Source organism: Acinetobacter sp. SCLZS86 (assembly GCF_021560715.1).
Classification (GTDB): domain Bacteria; phylum Pseudomonadota; class Gammaproteobacteria; order Pseudomonadales; family Moraxellaceae; genus Acinetobacter; species Acinetobacter towneri_A.
The window spans coordinates 430,947-450,677 of the sequence record NZ_CP090864.1; the positions used below are offsets into that span (position 1 = coordinate 430,947).

The window sequence follows — 19,731 nt, forward strand, 5'->3', positions numbered from 1 at the left end:
ACAGTAATCATCATGCAATTGTTATGAATAATATACAGAAAAAACCAAAGATTGCGTAAGTGTGCGGCATAAGTGTTGGTTATTTCACACATTTGGATTATTAAAATGGATGCAAATCACCCGCATGCACTTTGGCAATAATTTCACGTTCTGTAGTAGTAAATTGTTTCACAAATTTCTCTGCAGACTTTAATGGTTTCATGGCTAAAAAACCATCTTGCATAAACTCATACATAATTTGAAAACTGTATTTTTGCGCTGCGCCTTTACACATTTTGAAAGCGGTATAGACCACAAAAGAGCGCATATATTTATCTAGGTTTTTACCCAATTCATCTAACATATTTAATTGCTGTAAGCGCGCTTCGCCTTGATCGAGCTTTAAATAAGTCAGACGCATCATCTCATCATTTAAAGGCATATTTTCAGGATAGTCCTGCAGCAATTGGATCGCGACTTGTTCATCTAACTGCACCGCTAAAATCGCTAGACTCACTCCTGATGTCCCTGTTTTGATTGCATTTTCAGGAATGATTTTTTCAGCTTTATGTGCATATTTCAGTAGGCGGGCAATTTGATCTGCCAAAGCGTCAAAATCAGGGCCGCCATATAAGCGATTTAAAAAATATTCAGCCATTAAGACATTGTGCTTTTCGGCAAACTGTGTGGCATGGGTGCGTTGCATACGCTGCTTTTGCCATGCTTGTACATCTTTTAGGCGTTGAAAAAGCACAGGATTTTTATGATATTTAAATTGATAATACAGTTCTAATAGCTCATCTAAAGCAGCAAGTTTAGACATAGGGTGTCTCATGATTGAGTTGAATGGGCAAATCTTAATGTGAGTTTGGTCTCGTCGCTATGACAAATTGCACAGAATTCCTAATGGCAGAGGTCAGTGTGTGAGATGAATCTACAAAAATAAGCCAAAAGTTGTTAAAAAATGGGTCGAAATTCGTATACTGATCAAAGTCTGTCGCTCATTCTAATATCGTAAATATAGATGAATGATCAGCAGAGCTTAAATAACACAACAATAGGGTAGATGATGTCAAAAGCAAATACTGAATTTAAACTCATGGAAGAAGAACAACTTTCAGTCAAGCTCATTGAAGCTCAATATGCTTTAAAAAATACCAAAGGTGAAAAAAATGCCAAAAGCTTGCTGATTTTAGTAAGTGGCATTGAGTTGGCAGGGAAAGGTGAGGCGGTTAAACAATTAAGAGAATGGGTCGATCCGCGTTATTTAAGGGTAAAAGCCGATGCTCCACACCCGTTTAATCCCAAACAGACATTTTGGCAGCCTTATGCCCGTTTTATTCCTGCCGAAGGTCAAATCATGTTGATGTTTGGCAATTGGTATAGTGACTTATTAAGCACAGCCATGCATGTGTCCAAACAAATTGATGACACGATGTTTGATAATTATGTCGAAAAAATGCGTGCTTACGAAGAAGACTTAAAAAACAACCATGTGGATGTCATTAAAATCTGGTTCGATTTATCGTGGAAATCATTACAGAAACGACTGGATGATATGGAGCCGAGCGAAGTGCATTGGCATAAATTGCACGGTTTGGATTGGCGCAATAAAAAACAATATGACAGCTTACAGAAGCTGCGCCAACGCTTTACCGATGATTGGATTATGATTGATTGCGAAGATGAAACCATCCGCGATCAGCAATTTGCACAGCATATTTTACGTGCATTACAGCATTGTCCTGTGCATCCAACCAGTTCGGGGATTACTTGGCAAGCTGCAGAAATTCCTGAAGTTTTACTTAACCCTGTATCTGAATCGGTCAGTGATGATGACTATAAAGCAGAGTTAAAGAAACTCACTAAAAAAGTGGCAGATGCACTGCGTTTTGATAACCGTAATGTCAGCCTTGTTTTTGAAGGTATGGACGCAGCAGGCAAAGGTGGCGCGATTAAGCGGATTGTAAAAAAGCTGGATCCGCGTGAATACGAAATTTATACCATTAGCGCCCCTGAAGCCTTTGAAATCAGCCGTCCTTATTTGTGGCGTTTTTGGACGAAAATTCTGCCTGAAGAAAAAATCAATATTTTTGACCGTTCTTGGTATGGGCGGGTATTGGTGGAACGTGTAGAAAGTTTGATTAGTCCACTGGAATGGCAGCGTGCCTATGACGAAATCAACCGCTTTGAACAAGACTTAAATGACCATCAAACTGTCGTGATTAAATTTTGGTTAGCCATTAGTAAAGATGAGCAAGAGCTGCGTTTTAAAGCACGTCAGGAAACCCCACATAAGCGTTTTAAAATTACAGATGAAGATTGGCGTAACCGTAGCCGCTGGGATGATTATTTGGTGGCTGCGGCAGATATGCTGCAACGTACCAGTACTGAATATGCACCGTGGCACATCATTCCAAGTAATGACAAAAATGCAGCACGTTTGGAAATTTTAAGAACTATCTTAAAACAACTCAAGGCAGAATAATCTGCCTTGAGGCTGTAAGGTCTGTGTGTTGAGTCAGCTGAATTTGAGTCTGTTTAGTTTAAAAATTAAGCATTCACAACTTTGGCTTGTTTAAGCTGAATGCTTTTTGCTAGTTTGTAGCTTTCTTCAACATGCGTTTCGGCAATTTTTTTCATAATAAAATAACCTAACCCTGCAGCCACCATTTGACCACCCAATGGAATAAACTTGGTGACTTGTTTGGCGATGTATTTGGCTGCGACATTATTCAGGGATTTTTTTACTGCAGTGCGCGCTACGACTAAACCTGAAAATTCTACACCGCGTTTACGCAATTCGCTCCAGTGGACTTTTCGGGTTTCAGGATCGTACACACTGATTTGCTCAGGAGATAAGCCAAAACGTGCATTAATTTCTGGAACCAGTTGCGACAAAATGCCCACATCAATGACAACGTCCAAAAATGGTACAGGAATGACTGCTGCCCCTGCTGAAAAATAGGCACGTTTTTTAACCAGTTCTAAGCATTCTGCACGAATCTTTTCCAAGTCTAGGTTTGGATCAATGCTGTCTGGAATTGTCTCTCTTTTTATCATAGGTACAACCTTAAATTGGCGGATAATTGTATGCTGTATGCTAAATTAAACTACTTTGTTCAAAGCACTTTTTGAAAAAAGTAGGCAATAAAAGTATGCTTGTAAAGTGGCATATACCATTGTAAGTGTATAGCCAATAATCTTTATTCTTTTGTTGTACTTGAGGCGAGTGACAGATCAACTGCCTTCTCGTACATTTAATACATTCTTATTCAAAATAAATTAAAGGATACCTGATGGCGATTCATGTCATACAAAGTCAACGTATAGAAGTTTTAGTCAATGAAATGTTGAAAACCATACGTCAACCGACATCAAATCCGCTTCAGGTCCTTCAAACTCAGCATTTTATTGTACCTTCAGTGGCTGTAGAAAAGTGGCTAACGGAAAAAACAGCTGAACAAAAAGGCATTAGTGCCAATACAGAATTTCATCATCGTATTCGTGCCTTTCAATGGGCGGCTTATCAGGCAGTTTTAGATGATAAAGATCGGGTTCGTCAGGCAAATATTCCACGTATTGTGATGCAATGGCGTGTGTTTTATAACTTGCAACCGTGGATACAACATGAACAAAATCCACTTCCTGCCGAGCATGCTTTACATCGTTTGATCCAACGAATTTATGACAGTGCAGAGCAATTGTCACAAGGTTTAGAAAAGCAGCTTAAAAAGCAAAATATGCTGTATTGGGTGGCAGATAAAGTTTCACGTTTATTTAGCAATTACATGGTTTATCGTGGTTTTTGTCAAAAAGGCTGCGAGGGTGTCTGCCAATGCCAAAGTAATTGGTTGGCGGTTTGGGGGCAGCAGAAACGTCTGAATTTAAAGCAGCAAATTTATACCCCTCAAAACTTTGCGAGTGAAGAAGAAAAACAAGCAGCATTAGAAATAGCCGCATTTACTCAAGCGCAAGCCGAAGAATTAGAGCAATGGCAAAGTTGGTTATGGTCGCATATTTTTCATGCCGATTTCGAAAAAATGCAGGAGATTGACCAGCAATTTTGGCAAGCCTTGGGCGATCCTGAAAATCCAAATCCGTGTATGAACAAATTACCCAAACAGTTGGTGATTTTTACCTTATTAGACTTGCCGCCAAGTCAATTGTGGTTTATTCGCCGTTTGGCACAGTATATGGATATTTTTATTCTGCATTACAACCCATCGCAAGAATATTGGGCAGACATGGTCGATCCTAAATGGAAATTAAACATGGATGCGCGAATCAAAAGTCGTTTTATTCGTGAGATGGAAAGTCAAAATAAAACGGTAAGTGATGATGATATTACCGCGTATATCAAAAAATATAATGGTGAATTTAATGCTGATATGCGTGAGTCACATCATCCCTTGCTAACACGTTTTGGCAAACAGGCGCGGGATCACTTTTCTTTGTTGGCGGCGTTATCGAGTGGTGACGAAGGCGAGTGGTACGATCTTTTCCCTGAAGAAGAGCCGCAACATTTACTGGGTAAAATTCAATCGGATGTGTTGAATTTGGTTGAGCCAGCCGCGCAGGCGTATGACTTAGACCCTGCCGATGAGTCACTGCAGATTCATGTGTGCCATTCAAGTTTACGTCAGCTTGAGGTACTTAAAGATCGTTTAATTGCATGGCTTGGACAAGATGACAGCCGCCAAGCCAGTGATATTTTGGTATTGAGTCCGAAACTCAAAGAACAAGAGTCTTTAATTCGCAGCGTATTTGCTGCACCGCCAAGTGAACGTGATCTTTATCAGAAAGGACAACAAAAAGCACAGCAAAATCAAGCCACTTTAGGGCATCAACTCAGTCAAGACAGTGTGTATTTGCCTATTCAAATTGCAGGCATCAGCTCTTTAGATATTCATAATGCATGGCGAGCAGTGGTTGGGCGTATAGCGTTGGTACAAGGACGTTTTAGCTTTGAAGAGTTTGGCGACTGGTTGAGTTTGGCTGCGACACAACAGCGTTATGCATTGAATTTAAATAATATTGAGCGCATGAATGAGTTGTTGGCCAATGCGGGTTTTAAACGTGGTTTGGATGCCGAGCATTTAAAACGTAGTCTGAGTGCAGATGATCAAGATTATCGGTTTAGCTTAAAGTTTGCTTTAGATCGTTTGGCTTTAGGTGTTGCGGTGCCTGAGCATTGCGTGGTTCAACACACTTTAAGTTATGCTGATGTGCAAAGCAGCGATTTTGAGTTGATCTTTAAACTGATTCAAATTTATCAGGATTTTGCACAGCGCCGTGATTGGCTGATTCAGCATGAATTGGGGCAAGCCAAAACGGTGGAATATTGGCTCAAGCAACTGATGCAAGACTTGAGTGAGTTTCAGGATGCTGGGGTAGAGGTGTTGGCATCGGTGTTTAGTTTGGTGCAAAAACATGACCGTATGTTGACCTTAGCCAGTTATTTTGATGCGCAATCGGGTCAAGATTTGCGTCAATTAAGCTTACCGCTCGATTATATTCTGCAGGAAATTTCTGCTCAGCTCGAAACCCAACTCGAACAAGCCAGCCCATCGGGCGCCATTACCTTTAGCCAAATTGGTGCAATTCGTCCACTGCCATATAAGCTGATTGTGATGTTGAATTTGGATAATGGCGTGTTCCCAAGTCGTGATCAGCAATTGGCTTTTGATTTGATGCAATTATTAAAACCACAACTGGGAGATCGTTCACGTATTGAGGATGATCAAGGGGCGTTTTTAGACAGTTTATTGTTGGCGCAAGACAGTGTTTGGCTATTTTATAACGGTTTTGATGTCAGCGATGGTGAGGTACGTGATCCATCCGTGGTGGTGCAGGAATTTGTGCAGCATTTGGAGTTGATTGTGAAAGATCCTGATGGCGCTAGCGATTCACGCTTAAACTTGAATGGTGTCGAAATTCCTGCGCAATTGAAATCTCTTTATTATTTACATAGTTTGCAACCTTTCGATCAGCTGCGTTTTGCCGAAAGCCGTGAAGTTCGCTTTAAAGATCAATGGTATCGGGTTGCTAAACAAATGCAGCAAGAAACCACACCACGTGAAGCATGGTTTGGTGAGTATCCATTATTGCCGCAAGACGTGGTGGTACTCGACAGTATGCAATGGATTCGAGATGTGTGTTTCCCTGCGCGTGCCTATTTAAAAGCGATTGGGGTCGAAAATTTACAATCCGACACTGCTGCAATGAACCACGAGCCGCTAATTTTAAATGGCTTGGAAAAATATAGTGTGCGTGATTTTTTACTGCAACATGGCGAGCAAGATGCAGAAAGCTTGTTGCAAGATACCTTGCCTGTGGGCAAAACCTTAAATGCCACGTTTCAAACGGGACTGCAAGAACAGCAATATTTACGTGACACACTGCAGCAGTTTGCAGACGAGGCAACCACAACAACGCAACAGCTTTGGAAAATGAATCCTCATCTGCATATCCGTATTCAAGTGCCTGAACAGTCGACAAAGCTTTGGTGTAGTGTGGTGGCAGCAAGTGCCAGGCCAAAAAAATATGCCGAAGTGTGGTTGGAATATCTGTTCTGGGTGGCTTATCAGAACACAGAACAACAAGATTTAGAGCGGATTGTGGTGTGTAAAGATACGGTGATTCATTTTGCCAATATCAATGCACAGCAAGCACACGAGTATTTAGCCCAGTGGTTTGAGTTCTGGAAACATGCACAGCAATATCCTGTGTTATTGCCTGCGGCTTTAGTTTTAAAAATGAAAGATAAAAAAGAATTTGAAATCCAATGGGATGAAGCTCAGTCCGATCAGGTTTTGAATATGGAAAGCTTCGTAAAACATTGGCATGACGGTGCTTGGGGAGGTTTTATTGATGAAAGTGAGAAAAACCACCCAGACTGGGCATTTATTTTTCAAGACAGTGAAACTGAACCGTTGTTGATTGAGGCGTTTAAGCAATATAGCCATCGACTGTATCAGCCCATCATTGAAAATTATGAGTCTGCAAAAAATCTTCAAAAACAAGGGGAATCTGCGTGAACTCATCTAGCCCATTCCCAATTTGTTATGACCCAATTCAAGAGATGCAATTTAAAGGTTTGCATTGGATTGAAGCATCGGCAGGTACAGGCAAAACCTATACTTTATCGAGTTTGATGGTGCGGATTTTTTTGAAAGATTATTTGCCTAATCAAGTGATTGCAACCACATTTACCCGTGCCGCCGCAGCCGAGCTAAAAAGTCGTATTCGTGCACGCTTGCTTGAAACCCAACAATATATCGACCTGTGTTTAAACCAGTCTTTAGATCAGCGCGCCCTTGCAGAGAAAATTGCACAACTACAAGACCCTTTACTCAAACATGTTGTGCAAGAATATTGCTTAAAACTGGACTATGCCAGTTCACGTTTGAAGTTGGTGATTGCACAACTCGATGAGTTGTTTGTAGGAACATTGGATAGCTTTAGCCAAAAATTATTGCGTGAATTTTCCTTTGAAAGTGGCAAAATTGAGCGTGCCAATATTACCGACCAAGCATCGGTCTATACCGAACAATTGCTGCATGATGTGCTGCGTGAATGGATTCAGGCACAGCCTCAGCATGTTGTGGACTATATGCTGTTATGTGGGCGGTTGAAATCTGCAGCAGACTATGAGGGTCTGGTCAATACCAGTTTGAATTTTGCATCGGCAGAGATTCAGGGCATAGATCAGGCACAATTGGAGGTACAAGATTTAGCAGAGGCGTTGCAGAATTTAACCAGTATCACCATCCCACAAATTGAAGAATTAAAAGAATATTATGATGGTGAATATAGCTTTAATTTTTCCCATTATGTCGCGGGGAGTGACAAGAAGGGGTTGCAGCCACTATTTACAGTGACTTTGCCGAAACTGATTGAAAAAATTAAGCATAATCCTTTAGAAAATTATTTTAATTCACACCTTGCTGCATTGTTTAATGCGGTCTTTGCAATATATTTGAATCAAGACGGTAAGCTCAGAAAATCAATTTTTAACAAAGTGAAAGCACCATGTACGCAAGAGGTGCAAGATGCTTTTTTTGATCATCCTGTGATCCGTAAAATTAAAGCAGTGGTGGATGCCAAACTTAATTTTGAGCGTCAAATTGAATTGGTGGATACCAATTTAAAATTCTATTTGGTACAACACGTCAAACAGCGTTTACCGCAACTTTTACAGCAAAAAGGAGAAACCACTTTTGCCCAACAAATTCGCAGTTTAGCCGAAGCTTTGCAGGGAGAGCGCGGGCAGCGTTTTGCACAGTTTGTGCATACCCGTTATCCACTGATTTTGGTGGATGAATTTCAGGACACCAACCAAGACCAAGACGACATGCTGGCGCAAATTTGGCGTAATCCGAAGTGGTATGTGCGCGGTTGTATGATTATGGTGGGCGATCCTAAGCAGGCGATTTATGGTTTTCGCGGTGGCGATATGCTGACCTATAACAATGCCCGTGATGACGTGCTGAAAAAACAAGGTCGCATTTACTCACTCAGACAAAATCATCGTTCAGTGAAAGAGCTGGTTAGTGTGGTGGACGAGCTATTTCAACGCCAACCCGCTTTTGGTGAGAAGGTGATTTATGAACCTGTGATTGCAGGTTCACGTCCTCATCCTGCTTTAATGGATCGGCAACAGGTCAATCCTGCACCGCTGCGTTGGGTGACGGTGGAACATGATCAGGATGAATCCATTCAAATTGCATGGAAAATTCGCGCGTTATTAAATCAAGGTATTGCAGGTGATTTATATTTTGATCATGCTGCAGGCAAAGTTGCTTTGCAAGCCGATGATGTTGCCATTTTATCGACCAGTCATAAAAAGCTTGACCAAGCCCAATACGAGCTTGAACGGATTGGAATTCAGGTTAATAGAAGTAGTCAGCGCAGTGTTTTTACAGGCTTTTTAGCCAAAGATGTGGCGGCAATTTTAACTGCAATTTTACATCCTTATGATGAAGCCAAGGTCAAGCGTGCCTTGCTGACACGTTTGTTGGGCTATAACCTGCAACAGTTGATTGAGCTTGAGCAACAAGGTTTGGGTCAGTTTATTTATGACTTCGATTGCATTCGTGAAATGTGGGTCAATAAAGGCTTTTTAACCGCATGGAATTACTGTCTGAACTTATTTAAAGTTTGGGAAAACTTGGTGGCAAAACGCAGTTTTGACAATGAACGGCATGTGGTGAATTTACGCCATTTAACCGAATTACTGAGTCGTCAAAGTGAGCGTCATCAAGGGGCTTATATGCTGTATTACTGGTATTTACAGCAAGTCGAATCTCCTGCTAAACGCGACTGGGAAATTGAGCGAAAGCTTTCCAATGCGGCAGGCGTGAAACTGATGACCATTCACCAGTCCAAAGGCTTAGAATTTAAAGTCGTGTTTTTGATGTCGGCAGATCAGCCGCCCAAATCTGACAAGTCTGCTTTGGTGTTTGCAACACAGGAAGCGCAAGGCATTGAACAACGTATCATTGCCATTAAACATAAAGACATCGATGCCACAGCAATGCAGCAGCACAGTGAGCGCCGTTTGGCAGAGTTGAATCGGCTTTGGTATGTGGCACTCACCCGCGCCAGTTATCGGGTCTATGCAATGCTAAAACAGCCTACGCCTGCAAAAGAAGGTAAAAAAGAGGCTGCACCAAAATCTGCTGGTTTAAATGTTTGGCGTTTACAAGCGCCAAATTCAGCAGAAATTGCTGCAGCGTGGAGCTGTGATGAAGCACCTCTGACACAATTGGCGGCAGCATTACAACTTGAACAAGTGCAAGAAATTAAGATTGAAGCTGCAGATTTTCCGCAGCGTCGCTTTTATCCATGGACCAAAACCAGTTTTAGTGGCTTGGCGCAACATTTACCTGCCGCCATGCGTAGCGACACTTTGGCATTGGCCAGCGAGGAGCAGGCTGCCGCTGCCGATGAAATCAATCAGGAACCTGTTGAAACGGAACAGGAAGTTGTACAGGTGGCTCAGCCGATTGCATGGATCAAAGCTAATTTTCAGCGTGGTACTCAAGCGGGAAGTTTTTTACATAAACTCTTTGAATATATCGACTTTCAAGCCAGTCATGACGACATTTTAGAAGAAGTTAAACGCCGTTTTCATAACGATAAAGAGTTTAATTCAGATGTGTTATTGGCAGACTTGCTGGCAAAACTCGACACTGCCAAAGGCAGCGCGACTGTGCATGAAACAGATGTTTTTACGCACATGACCGAGTGGCTGATGGATGTGTTGAATACTCCTTTGCACGATACTTTCCAGCTTTCAGCCTTATCTACTGCACATTATTTATCTGAATTTCCATTCTATTTGGCCTTGGCAGATCAGCGCTTATTTATTCAAGCGATTCAACAGTTGTTTGAAGATGCGGGACATCCTATTCAAGATTTAAATGAAGCCGCCACCGCGCGTTATCTGACAGGCTCAATCGACTTGGTTTATTTTGATGGACAGCGTTATCACATTGCCGACTATAAGAGTAATTATTTGGGCGCCGATCAGCGCGATTATGAAAAAACCAATCTTGAACGTAACATGACCCAATCAAGTTATTGGTTACAAGCGGCCTTGTACTTGGTGGCATTGCACCGTTATTTAGGCAGTCGTTTGCAAAATTATGATATTCGGCAACATTTAGGTGGAGCCAGCTATTTGTATTTACGTGGTATGCAAGGGCAAACAGGGCAAGGGGTTTGTCATTGGCAGCCTGATGCGGAATTTATTCTGCAATTAGATCAGATATTGGGTTACTTTGAACTTAAAAAATAACGCTAAGTCAGCTTATCGACTTAATAAAACAATTGCTTATCCTGTGGATAACTTTGAGGATAACTGTGTGGAAAACAAGCATATTCACTTAAATTCAGAGCAAACCCCAATGCAGGCGTGGATGAATTACCTGTGTCAGCAGCCGTTTAGCAATGTCGCTTTTGATGCTTCAGCACAAATTTTGATGCAACAGGTACTCGATGCCATTGAGCAAGGCGATAGCTGTATTCCTGCAACTGCAGAACAAGTGGCGGCATTGCAGCATTTGCACATGAACTTGCAGCGTAGCGCTTTAAATCCTGATCCACAAATTGCGCCATTTGTATTTGACGGGCAGCGTTTGTATTTGTATCGCTACTGGAAACTAGAACATCAGGTCGCCAGCGATATTTTACGGATTCAGGCGCAGCCGCCATTGTCATTTGAATTACAAGCCGATCAGCTTAATTTATTGCAAGATCCACAGCAGCAAAAAGCGTTACAGACTGCGGCAACTCAAAGTTTGAGCATTATTACAGGCGGGCCAGGTACAGGAAAAACCTATACTTTGGCGCATATTATTGCGGTGCTCAATCAAGCTTTACCCAATATTCGAATTGCGATGGCGGCACCGACAGGCAAGGCGGCACAGCGGATGGATGAAGCCTTGCAAAATGCTTTAAATAGTCAAGCTTTACAAGCGTTTAATGTCGATGCCTTGCGTCAATTACAACCTATGACCTTGCATCGTTTATTGGGCTTGGGCAATACAGGCAAGCCACGCTTTCACGCCAAACAGCCTTTACCTTATGATGTGGTTGTGGTCGATGAAGCTTCGATGTTGGATTTAAGCCTTTCACAGATGTTATTGGCCGCTATTCCTGCGCAGGCGCGTTTAATTCTGTTGGGTGATGCCAATCAATTGGCTTCAGTCGATGTTGGTACAGTATTGGCTGATTTACAGCAAGTGCCTGAACTCGCAAATAACCGTGTCAATTTAGTCACTACACGCCGTTTTACCGAAGGGGCTAAAATTGGCGCAATGGCCAAATTCATTCAGCAAGAGCATTCTCCTGCACAGGTTTTGGCTGAGTTTGAACAGCAAGTCGTGGCAGCAGGTGAATTAAAGCCAATTCAATTTAAGCAAGTCGAAATAGATGCCCTACAACTGCAATATTTACCTCAGCAAAATGGGCAAATTTCAGCGGAAAATTTAGCGCATTATTATGATCAGCTGATGTATGGTTATGAGGCTTATGTGGCGGTATTAAAAGCACATACCTTGGGCTTAGAACAATCCAGTACAACATTTCAAGCGTATGTTGAGAATGTCGTGAATGTATTTGATGATTACCGTATTTTAACCGCAATTCGTCATGGACATTTAGGTTTACAACAACTGAATGTGCAAATTGAAAAACGTTTGTTGCAACAGTTAAAACAAACAAAACATGGTGACTGGTATGCAGGACGCCCGGTCATGATGACCTATAACGATTATCAACTGGGGTTGTCGAATGGTGATATTGGCATCTGTTTTATGCGAGCGCAGCATGATCAGCGCCAGTTTGAAGTGTATTTTCCAAGCTTAAACAAATGGGTACCTGCAACTCGCCTGCCTAAGAATATTGAAACTGCATTTGCGCTTACCATTCATAAATCGCAAGGTTCTGAATTTACTCATACCGCTGTGGTGTTAGATGCTTCGGCAAAAAACTTGCTGAGCAAGGAGCTCATTTATACTGCTATTACTCGTGCTAAAAAAGTGGTGAGTTTGTTGGCCGATGCGCAAGCTTTGCAGCAAGCTTTGACTATTCGCACCCGTCGTAGCAGTGGTTTGTTAGCCAGAATTGATGACGTTTTAAATTGTTAAGAAAAACTAAACATGAGGTAGTTTTGTACGAAATAGCTTACATCGATTCGAGAAATTTGCGCATAGAGATTTCAAGATCTTTTTGAGAAGATGAATTCACACAAAAAGCTCAATAAGGATAGTTGAGCACAATCGCAGAATAATAATGATAATTGTCGAACGACAGCGAACTTACAGGACGTGAGTGAAAAGAGGAAACTTACAGCCGCTAAGCCTTGTAGTTTTGGGAGAGACTACAGGGCTTTTTTATGTCTGTAAGCTTGGGTGACTTGCAAAATGCAGACAATGCTTAGCTGTTGTAAGAAAAAGCTTACAAACAGATACGAGAAATACGACTTCTTTGACTTTTGTATTATGGCAAAATCTACCACACAAGGAAGTGAAACCCAGAACAGGAATGTTCAGAGAAAAAGACGCGAAAACGCGCAAATAACTACAATAAACAAAACAATAAGAATAACAAGACAAGAAACTACAGCGCAAAAACAGCCCGAGCTCTGCTCGGGCTGTTTTATTTTAAGGGCAAAATATTCCAGTAGATGAAAAGTAGTTGGCAAAATGTGACATATTATCAATGATATACAATTGTATATTTATTTTCCTTGGATACTTTATCCACTGGAGCGTAAAACCTCGTGGTTCAGCACGAGGATATAAGCGACTGGAGTAAACCATATGAACGACACGAAATGTCGTTTTAAATACTTGTACTATAGTCACTATTAAGAAAAATACTGTTAAAATAATTGGATGAAGACACTCAAATTACGCATAAAAGACAAACATTGCAAGGTGCTAGACCAACTAGCGTTAGAAGTGAACTTTGTCTGGAACTATGTCAATGACTTGTGTTTCAAACATCTACAACGCAAACAACAATTCTTTTCAGCTTACGATATTGCTAAATATACGAAAGGCACATCGAAAGAATGTAATTTGCATAGTCAAACAGTTCAAGCCATAACAGAAGAATTGATCACAAGACGTAAGCAATTCAAAAAAGCTAAACTGAAATGGCGTGTCAGCAACAAAAAATCAGCTAGACGTTCACTAGGTTGGATACCATTCAAAAAAGTTGCAATCAAATATGCTGATGGCTATGTTCAATATGGCAAGCATCAATTCAGATTGTGGGATAGCTACGGATTAAGTCAATACAATATCAAAACAGGCACATTCGTAGAGGATAGTCGTGGACGTTGGTATGTGTGCCTAGTCGTTGATTCAGTTAAAACAGAAAAAACGACCGCAAAAACATCAATCGGTATAGATTTAGGCTTAAAAGACCTTGCGACCTGTTCCGATGGTGTAAAGCTCAAAGCCCCTAAAATATATCGTCAATATGAACAGAAATTAGGAATTGCACAACGAGCTAGGAATAAAAAGCGTGTAAAAGCAATTCATGCCAAGATTAAAAATATACGTCAAAATATGCTGCATCAATTCAGTCATAAGTTAGTGAATGAACATGCAGCAATCTTCGTTGGTAATGTGAATGCCAAAGCATTAGCACAGACTAAACTAGCCAAGTCTGTATTAGATGCGAGTTGGACAACACTAAGAACCATGCTCAAGTATAAATGCGAGAACGCAGGAGTATGGTATGAAGAAGTCAATGAAGCCTATACCACCCAAACTTGCTCGTGCTGCGGCTCACGCTGTAGTAGTCCGAAAGGTAGAGCAGGACTTGGAATAAGAGAATGGCAGTGTATGGAGTGCGGTACGCTCCATGATCGGGATGTAAATTCCGCACTGAATATTCTTGCGCTCGGGCATGAGCGTCTAGCAGTAGGAATCTACGTCCTTTAGGTCGGGGAGGATGTCAAACCTAACATGATGTGTATGCCCTTAGCATAAATCATACTTTTATTGGGACATCTCAAAATTAAAAGCGCGTGTTTGTCTTTCTGTTTTGCAATCGGAACGTTTTTACCTTAAAATAATGCCCTTGCTGTAGTGATGCACGGCAGTCAATTGAGCAATCAATTGATCGGTATCAAATCTTTTATTAAGCATCTCGGAGAAATCGAATGGCTTTAACAAATGCAGATCGCGCAGAGATCATTGCTAAATTTGCTCGTGCTGAAAACGACACTGGTTCACCAGAAGTTCAAGTAGCGCTTTTAACTGCTCAAATCAATGACTTACAAGGTCACTTCAAAGAGCACAAACACGACCACCATAGCCGTCGCGGTTTAATCCGTATGGTTAACCAACGTCGTAAGTTACTTGACTACCTTAAAGGCAAAGATGTGACTCGTTACAGCGCATTGATTGCTGCTTTAGGTTTACGTCGTTAATTCGATTTAAGCTTTTATTTTCGGACTATTGCATGTTGAATGCTGTATTACTGAAAACTAAAGTATATCTAGCCGTGGCTAGATCAGTGGAAGGGGCGAATGATTCGCTCCTTCTTTGTGTTTAAAATTCGTGTTTCATTCGAGTGAGGTCGGCTTCTAAGCTTTGTCATTTACCTAAACAATTGTATTGTGAATGCCAAACCTTAGGGGTCTCCACGAGAATAATTGTTCACAAGAACTAGGAAAAAATAAAACATGTCGATGTTTAATATTATTCGTAAAGAATTCCAATTTGGTCAGCACCAAGTTGTACTGGAAACTGGTCGTGTAGCGCGTCAAGCCAACACGGTGATGATTACCATGGGCGGCGTGACTGTATTAGTTGCTGTTGTTGCTCAACCCACTGCTAAAGCAGGTCAAGATTTCTTCCCACTGACTGTTAACTATCAAGAAAAACAATATGCTGCAGGTCGTATCCCTGGTGGTTATGGTAAGCGTGAAGGTCGTGCTTCTGAAGCAGAAACTTTAATTTCACGTTTAATTGACCGTCCAATTCGTCCGTTGTTCCCAGAAGGTTACTACAACGAAATTCAAGTCACTGCGACAGTTGTATCTTCTGACAAAACGATGGAAGCTGACATTGCTGCAATGTTGGGTACCTCTGCTGCACTTGCGATTGCAGGTACACCGTTCCGTGGTCCAATTGGTGCGGCGCGTGTGGGTTTAATTAACGGCGAATACGTGCTGAACCCGAACTTTGAACAAATGGCGCAATCTGACCTTGACCTTGTGGTTGCGGGTACAGAATCTGCTGTATTGATGGTTGAATCTGAAGCGAAAGAACTTTCAGAAGACCAAATGTTAGGCGCAGTGCTTTACGGTCATGACGAAATGCAAATTGCAATTCAAGCGATCAAAGAATTTGCAGCAGCGGCAGGCGCAACTGAGTCAACGTGGACAGCTCCAGAGAAAAACGAAGACCTTCGTGCAAAATTAAAAGAAGCGTTTGAAGCAAAAATTTCTGAAGCTTATACCATTGCCATCAAACAAGACCGTTATGCGGCATTAGATGCACTTCAAGCAGAAGCGGTTGCACAATTTGTGCCTGAAAATGATGAAACTGGCATTGCAGATGACTTGAATGAACTCTTTGAAGATCTTAAATACCGTACGGTACGTGACAACATCTTGTCTGGTAAACCTCGTATTGATGGTCGTGACACCAAAACCGTTCGTGCCCTAGATGTACAGGTTGGCGTTCTAGAGCGTGCACACGGTTCTGCATTGTTTACTCGTGGTGAAACTCAAGCTTTAGTTACCACGACTTTAGGTAACACACGTGATGCCTTAATGGTCGATACTTTATCGGGTACTAAAACCGACAACTTCATGTTGCACTATAACTTCCCTGCATACTCTGTAGGTGAAACGGGTCGTGAATCTGGCCCTAAACGTCGTGAAATTGGTCATGGTCGTTTGGCACGTCGTGGTGTGCAAGCAGTTCTTCCTGCGGCAGATCGTTTCCCGTATGTGATTCGTATTGTATCGGACATCACTGAGTCTAACGGTTCATCTTCTATGGCGTCTGTTTGTGGTGCATCGTTATCACTTATGGATGCAGGTGTTCCATTGAAAGCACCAGTTGCGGGTATCGCAATGGGCTTAGTGAAAGAAGGCGAGCGTTTCGCTGTACTTTCTGACATTTTGGGTGATGAAGACCACCTTGGCGACATGGACTTTAAAGTTGCAGGTTCTGCCAACGGTATTACTGCACTGCAAATGGACATCAAGATCGAAGGCATCACTGAAGAAATCATGGAAGTTGCATTAAACCAAGCTTATGCAGGTCGTATGCATATCTTAAATGCAATGAACCAAGTGATTTCACGTGCGCGTCCAGAAATTTCAATGCATGCGCCAACTTTCCAAGTGATTAACATCAACCCTGATAAGATTCGTGATGTGATTGGTAAAGGTGGTGCAACCATCCGCCAAATTACTGAAGAAACGAAAGCGGCAATTGATATTGAAGATAACGGTACAGTGCGCGTATTTGGTGAAACCAAAGCTGCTGCGCAAGCTGCTGTTGCAAAAATTCAGGCTTTAACTGCTGAAATCGAGCCAGGTACAATTTACACAGGCAAAGTGATCCGTATTGTGGAATTCGGTGCGTTCGTCAATATCCTGCCAGGTACTGACGGTTTACTTCACATTTCTCAAATTTCAAATGAGCGTATTGCCAACGTTGCAGACGTGTTGAAAGAAGGTCAGGAAGTGAAAGTACAGGTTGCCGATGTAGACAACCGTGGTCGTATCAAATTAACCATGAAAGACATCGAACAAGCGTAATGCTGTGTTGATGATCTGAAATGGTCAAAAACCCGTATTCAATCTGAATGCGGGTTTTTTTATGATAAAAATTTTGTTGCACCGTACAAACCATCTTTGTTGTATGAAAAGCGGCATAAATTACTGCATGTATTTGTAAAGAAGCCTAATCCATGCTTAAACTGAGCACATCTTAAAATCTCAAAAAACCGTACAAAAAAACTGAAAATAGAGTGCCTGTTCTATGCAAAGTTATTATTTTTATCTGCATACCAATCATAAAACTAATATTTATGTGCAAAAACAGCCAACTGAAGGGCTTGAACCTGAATTTATCTGGATTGATTGCACTCGTGATGATGTGCTTAATCGTGCAGAACAGTGGCAACACGAGATTTTTCAGCACAGTCAATTACCACTTAATGAATATCATGTGCGCGATATTTTAAATATAGAGCATCCTTGTGCGTTTGATACTTTAGATGATTATGACTTATTGATTTTTCGAAAACTGATCACACCTGAAGACCGTATTGCAACAGAGCAGCAAGTCGGGGAGAAAAATGAACGGGTTTTTGGATTGGCTACTACGCCGATGAGCTTTATTATGACACCGCAGATTTTGATTAGTGTGCGGGAACAAGGCAATAAAGTTATAGAAAGCTATTTGTCACGTGTGGAAGCTGCAATACAACGTCCGATTGAAGAACAGAATAAAGCACGTAAACTGGCAGCATCACCGTTAGACTTAACCTTGCGTTTACTAAATTTGGTGGCGGATGATTATTTGGATATTCGTATGCCACTGACCCGCCGTGTGGAATATTGGCAACAAGAGTTGTTGCAGGGGCATCGTCGTTTTACCCGTTGGCATCAATTGCTGCAAGAAAATATGGCGTTTCAGCAAGTTGAAAATTTATGTGAAGAGCAAATTGAAGCCTTGCAGGAACTGCGTGATGAAATTGTCGATAACTACCCACATTTACGTGGAAAAAAACGTAATGAACGACAGGATATTATTTTGGTACGTTTGGATGATTTGACCAGTCATATTGAACGAATTCAAAAGCATACCATTCGCTTACGCTCTGCAGTGCAAACAGCAATTGATCTACATTTTTCTGCCATTGCCAATCAAACCAATGAAAACATGCGGATTTTAGCCATCATTACTGCAGTTTTTGCACCTTTGACTTTATTCACAGGGGTTTATGGTATGAACTTTGAGTTTATGCCAGGACTGAAACATGCACAGGCCTTTTGGATTATGCTTGGGGTAATGATCATGACCACTTTACTGTTGCTGTATTATTTCTATCGTAGGCACCTTGTCGGTCGGGGTGAAAAAAGTGTGATTGATATGTTGGCGCAACAACATAATGACCAAACCATGAGCTTATTTTGGTTTTTAGACTATGAACCCATTAAGCAAACCGTGAAAGGCACCATTAAAGAAGTCGAAAAACTGACTAAACTTAAATAATTCAGAAGATAGACTTGCAGATGTGGTGATAAATTGAGTTCCACATCCAATATATGTCACAAGATAATTCGTTGATAAAAGTTGTCCACAGAGCTCAAGAGTTATCCATAGGGCTGATAAGCTTATCCACAGATTGAACCAGATAGGCAGACACTTAGCTCAAGATGGCAGTTTTTTGAATGCTGTTTTCAGACTTGAATACGCCATCTTGTTTTGCTTTTTGTTTTTTCTTGCTGTGTCCTGTATTTGATCTTATGAGGATTTGCAGTTCAGACCTGTATGTATTTTTAAGCCAATTGATCATTTTGTGCATGACGCAGCAAATGATACATTTCATCTTTCAGTCTTAATTTTTTGCGTTTCAGTGCTTCAATGTCATCATTAATTTGATGCACAGGATCAAGCTCTAACTGGCTGATTTCACGGTCAAGCTGTTCGTGATCTTCAAAAATTTTTGAAAAATGTGGATTGCTGTCGCGTAAACCCTGAATTAAATCACGAAACTCAGGAAACATATTTTTAATCTTCTTGTTGCAGTCTTTGGTTTTCATTGTATCGATCATTCTCATCAAATAAATTTACGGGCATAAAAAGAAAAACGCTCCAGCAAGGTGATGAAGCACAGAGCTAGAGCGTGAGGATTAACTATGTTGAAAATTCAGATGTTTAACTTGTTTGCGTAATTTTTGCACTTCATCAATCAGGTCAAGCATCATAGCAACAGCTGAAAAACTAGCGTCGAAATCACGTTGCAACCGATAAGCTTGGCGTGCACGACTGACATCTTCACCAAAAAATTGGTGGATACGTTCGGCAGGGCGGGAAGGCAGGATGTCATATTCTAAAAGTTGTAAGACCCATTCAGGGCTTTGCCCGCAAGCTTCGGCAAATTTTTTTAAATCTAACTGACTAAATTCTTCAATAATTTCTGTGTGTTGTCCGTCTGAAGTGATTTCACGATATAAAATAGTGGTCATGGCATACT

The 19,731-nt window shown here is 41.3% G+C and carries 12 protein-coding genes; 8 read left to right on the plus strand and 4 right to left on the minus strand.

What is annotated here, in order from left to right; translation table 11 throughout:
• Nucleotides 1-100: 100 nt before the first annotated feature.
• Entirely contained in the window at nt 101-802 is a 702-nt protein-coding gene (locus tag LZP46_RS01910) for an FFLEELY motif protein (RefSeq protein WP_236094504.1), read from the minus strand.
• 246 nt (nt 803-1,048) lie between these two features.
• Here LZP46_RS01910 and pap point away from each other — a divergent pair, with 246 nt between their 5' ends.
• Nucleotides 1,049-2,467: a polyphosphate:AMP phosphotransferase gene (pap, locus tag LZP46_RS01915; protein WP_236094505.1), complete on the plus strand. Its 1,419-nt coding sequence runs from the start codon at nt 1,049-1,051 to the stop codon at nt 2,465-2,467.
• Between the two features lie 65 nt (nt 2,468-2,532).
• On the opposite strand, the gene LZP46_RS01920 is transcribed toward pap, so the two are convergent.
• Entirely contained in the window at nt 2,533-3,042 is a 510-nt protein-coding gene (locus tag LZP46_RS01920; RefSeq protein WP_374706589.1) for a hypothetical protein, read from the minus strand.
• A 236-nt stretch (nt 3,043-3,278) separates the two neighbouring features.
• Between LZP46_RS01920 and LZP46_RS01925 the strand changes: the two genes are divergently transcribed.
• The 7 genes from LZP46_RS01925 to LZP46_RS01955 all read left to right on the plus strand — a co-directional run bounded on the left by LZP46_RS01925 (nt 3,279) and on the right by LZP46_RS01955 (nt 18,746).
• Nucleotides 3,279-7,019 carry an exodeoxyribonuclease V subunit gamma gene (locus LZP46_RS01925; protein WP_236094506.1) on the plus strand — a complete coding sequence of 1,247 codons (3,741 nt, stop codon included), beginning with the start codon at nt 3,279-3,281 and terminating at the stop codon, nt 7,017-7,019.
• A 44-nt stretch (nt 7,020-7,063) separates the two neighbouring features.
• Complete coding sequence (locus LZP46_RS01930) at nt 7,064-10,783, plus strand: UvrD-helicase domain-containing protein (protein ID WP_236095156.1); 3,720 nt, start codon at nt 7,064-7,066, stop codon at nt 10,781-10,783.
• A gap of 67 nt (nt 10,784-10,850) precedes the next feature.
• Entirely contained in the window at nt 10,851-12,635 is a 1,785-nt protein-coding gene (gene recD, locus LZP46_RS01935; RefSeq protein ID WP_236094507.1) for an exodeoxyribonuclease V subunit alpha, read from the plus strand.
• A 750-nt stretch (nt 12,636-13,385) separates the two neighbouring features.
• Nucleotides 13,386-14,444: an RNA-guided endonuclease InsQ/TnpB family protein gene (locus tag LZP46_RS01940; protein WP_236094508.1), complete on the plus strand. Its 1,059-nt coding sequence runs from the start codon at nt 13,386-13,388 to the stop codon at nt 14,442-14,444.
• 221 nt (nt 14,445-14,665) lie between these two features.
• A complete protein-coding gene (gene rpsO, locus LZP46_RS01945; protein WP_004975922.1) occupies nt 14,666-14,935 on the plus strand; it encodes a 30S ribosomal protein S15 in 270 nt (89 codons plus the stop codon).
• A gap of 261 nt (nt 14,936-15,196) precedes the next feature.
• Nucleotides 15,197-17,284, plus strand: a complete 2,088-nt coding sequence (gene pnp, locus LZP46_RS01950; RefSeq protein WP_171066628.1) for a polyribonucleotide nucleotidyltransferase — start codon at nt 15,197-15,199, stop codon at nt 17,282-17,284.
• 223 nt (nt 17,285-17,507) lie between these two features.
• The gene (locus LZP46_RS01955) at nt 17,508-18,746 is read left to right on the plus strand and encodes a magnesium transporter CorA family protein (RefSeq protein WP_236094509.1); all 1,239 of its coding nucleotides are present in this window, start codon (nt 17,508-17,510) and stop codon (nt 18,744-18,746) included.
• Nucleotides 18,747-19,033: 287 nt separating this feature from the next.
• Here the strand turns inward: LZP46_RS01955 and LZP46_RS01960 are convergent, their stop codons facing one another.
• Entirely contained in the window at nt 19,034-19,297 is a 264-nt protein-coding gene (locus LZP46_RS01960; protein ID WP_236094510.1) for a YdcH family protein, read from the minus strand.
• 90 nt (nt 19,298-19,387) lie between these two features.
• Entirely contained in the window at nt 19,388-19,723 is a 336-nt protein-coding gene (locus LZP46_RS01965) for a chaperone modulator CbpM (RefSeq protein WP_236094511.1), read from the minus strand.
• Nucleotides 19,724-19,731: the final 8 nt, after the last annotated feature.

Excerpts from the sequence above, each read along its gene's own strand:
- LZP46_RS01930 (WP_236095156.1), top strand. The coding sequence starts at position 7,064 with ATGCAATTTAAAGGTTTGCATTGGATTGAAGCATCGGCAGGTACAGGC.
- LZP46_RS01920 (WP_374706589.1), bottom strand. The coding sequence starts at position 3,042 with ATGATAAAAAGAGAGACAATTCCAGACAGCATTGATCCAAACCTAGAC.
- LZP46_RS01955 (WP_236094509.1), top strand. The coding sequence starts at position 17,508 with ATGCAAAGTTATTATTTTTATCTGCATACCAATCATAAAACTAATATT.
- LZP46_RS01965 (WP_236094511.1), bottom strand. The coding sequence starts at position 19,723 with ATGACCACTATTTTATATCGTGAAATCACTTCAGACGGACAACACACA.
- pnp (WP_171066628.1), top strand. The coding sequence starts at position 15,197 with ATGTTTAATATTATTCGTAAAGAATTCCAATTTGGTCAGCACCAAGTT.
- LZP46_RS01910 (WP_236094504.1), bottom strand. The coding sequence starts at position 802 with ATGTCTAAACTTGCTGCTTTAGATGAGCTATTAGAACTGTATTATCAA.
- LZP46_RS01960 (WP_236094510.1), bottom strand. The coding sequence starts at position 19,297 with ATGAAAACCAAAGACTGCAACAAGAAGATTAAAAATATGTTTCCTGAG.
- rpsO (WP_004975922.1), top strand. The coding sequence starts at position 14,666 with ATGGCTTTAACAAATGCAGATCGCGCAGAGATCATTGCTAAATTTGCT.
- LZP46_RS01940 (WP_236094508.1), top strand. The coding sequence starts at position 13,386 with ATGAAGACACTCAAATTACGCATAAAAGACAAACATTGCAAGGTGCTA.
- LZP46_RS01925 (WP_236094506.1), top strand. The coding sequence starts at position 3,279 with ATGGCGATTCATGTCATACAAAGTCAACGTATAGAAGTTTTAGTCAAT.
- pap (WP_236094505.1), top strand. The coding sequence starts at position 1,049 with ATGTCAAAAGCAAATACTGAATTTAAACTCATGGAAGAAGAACAACTT.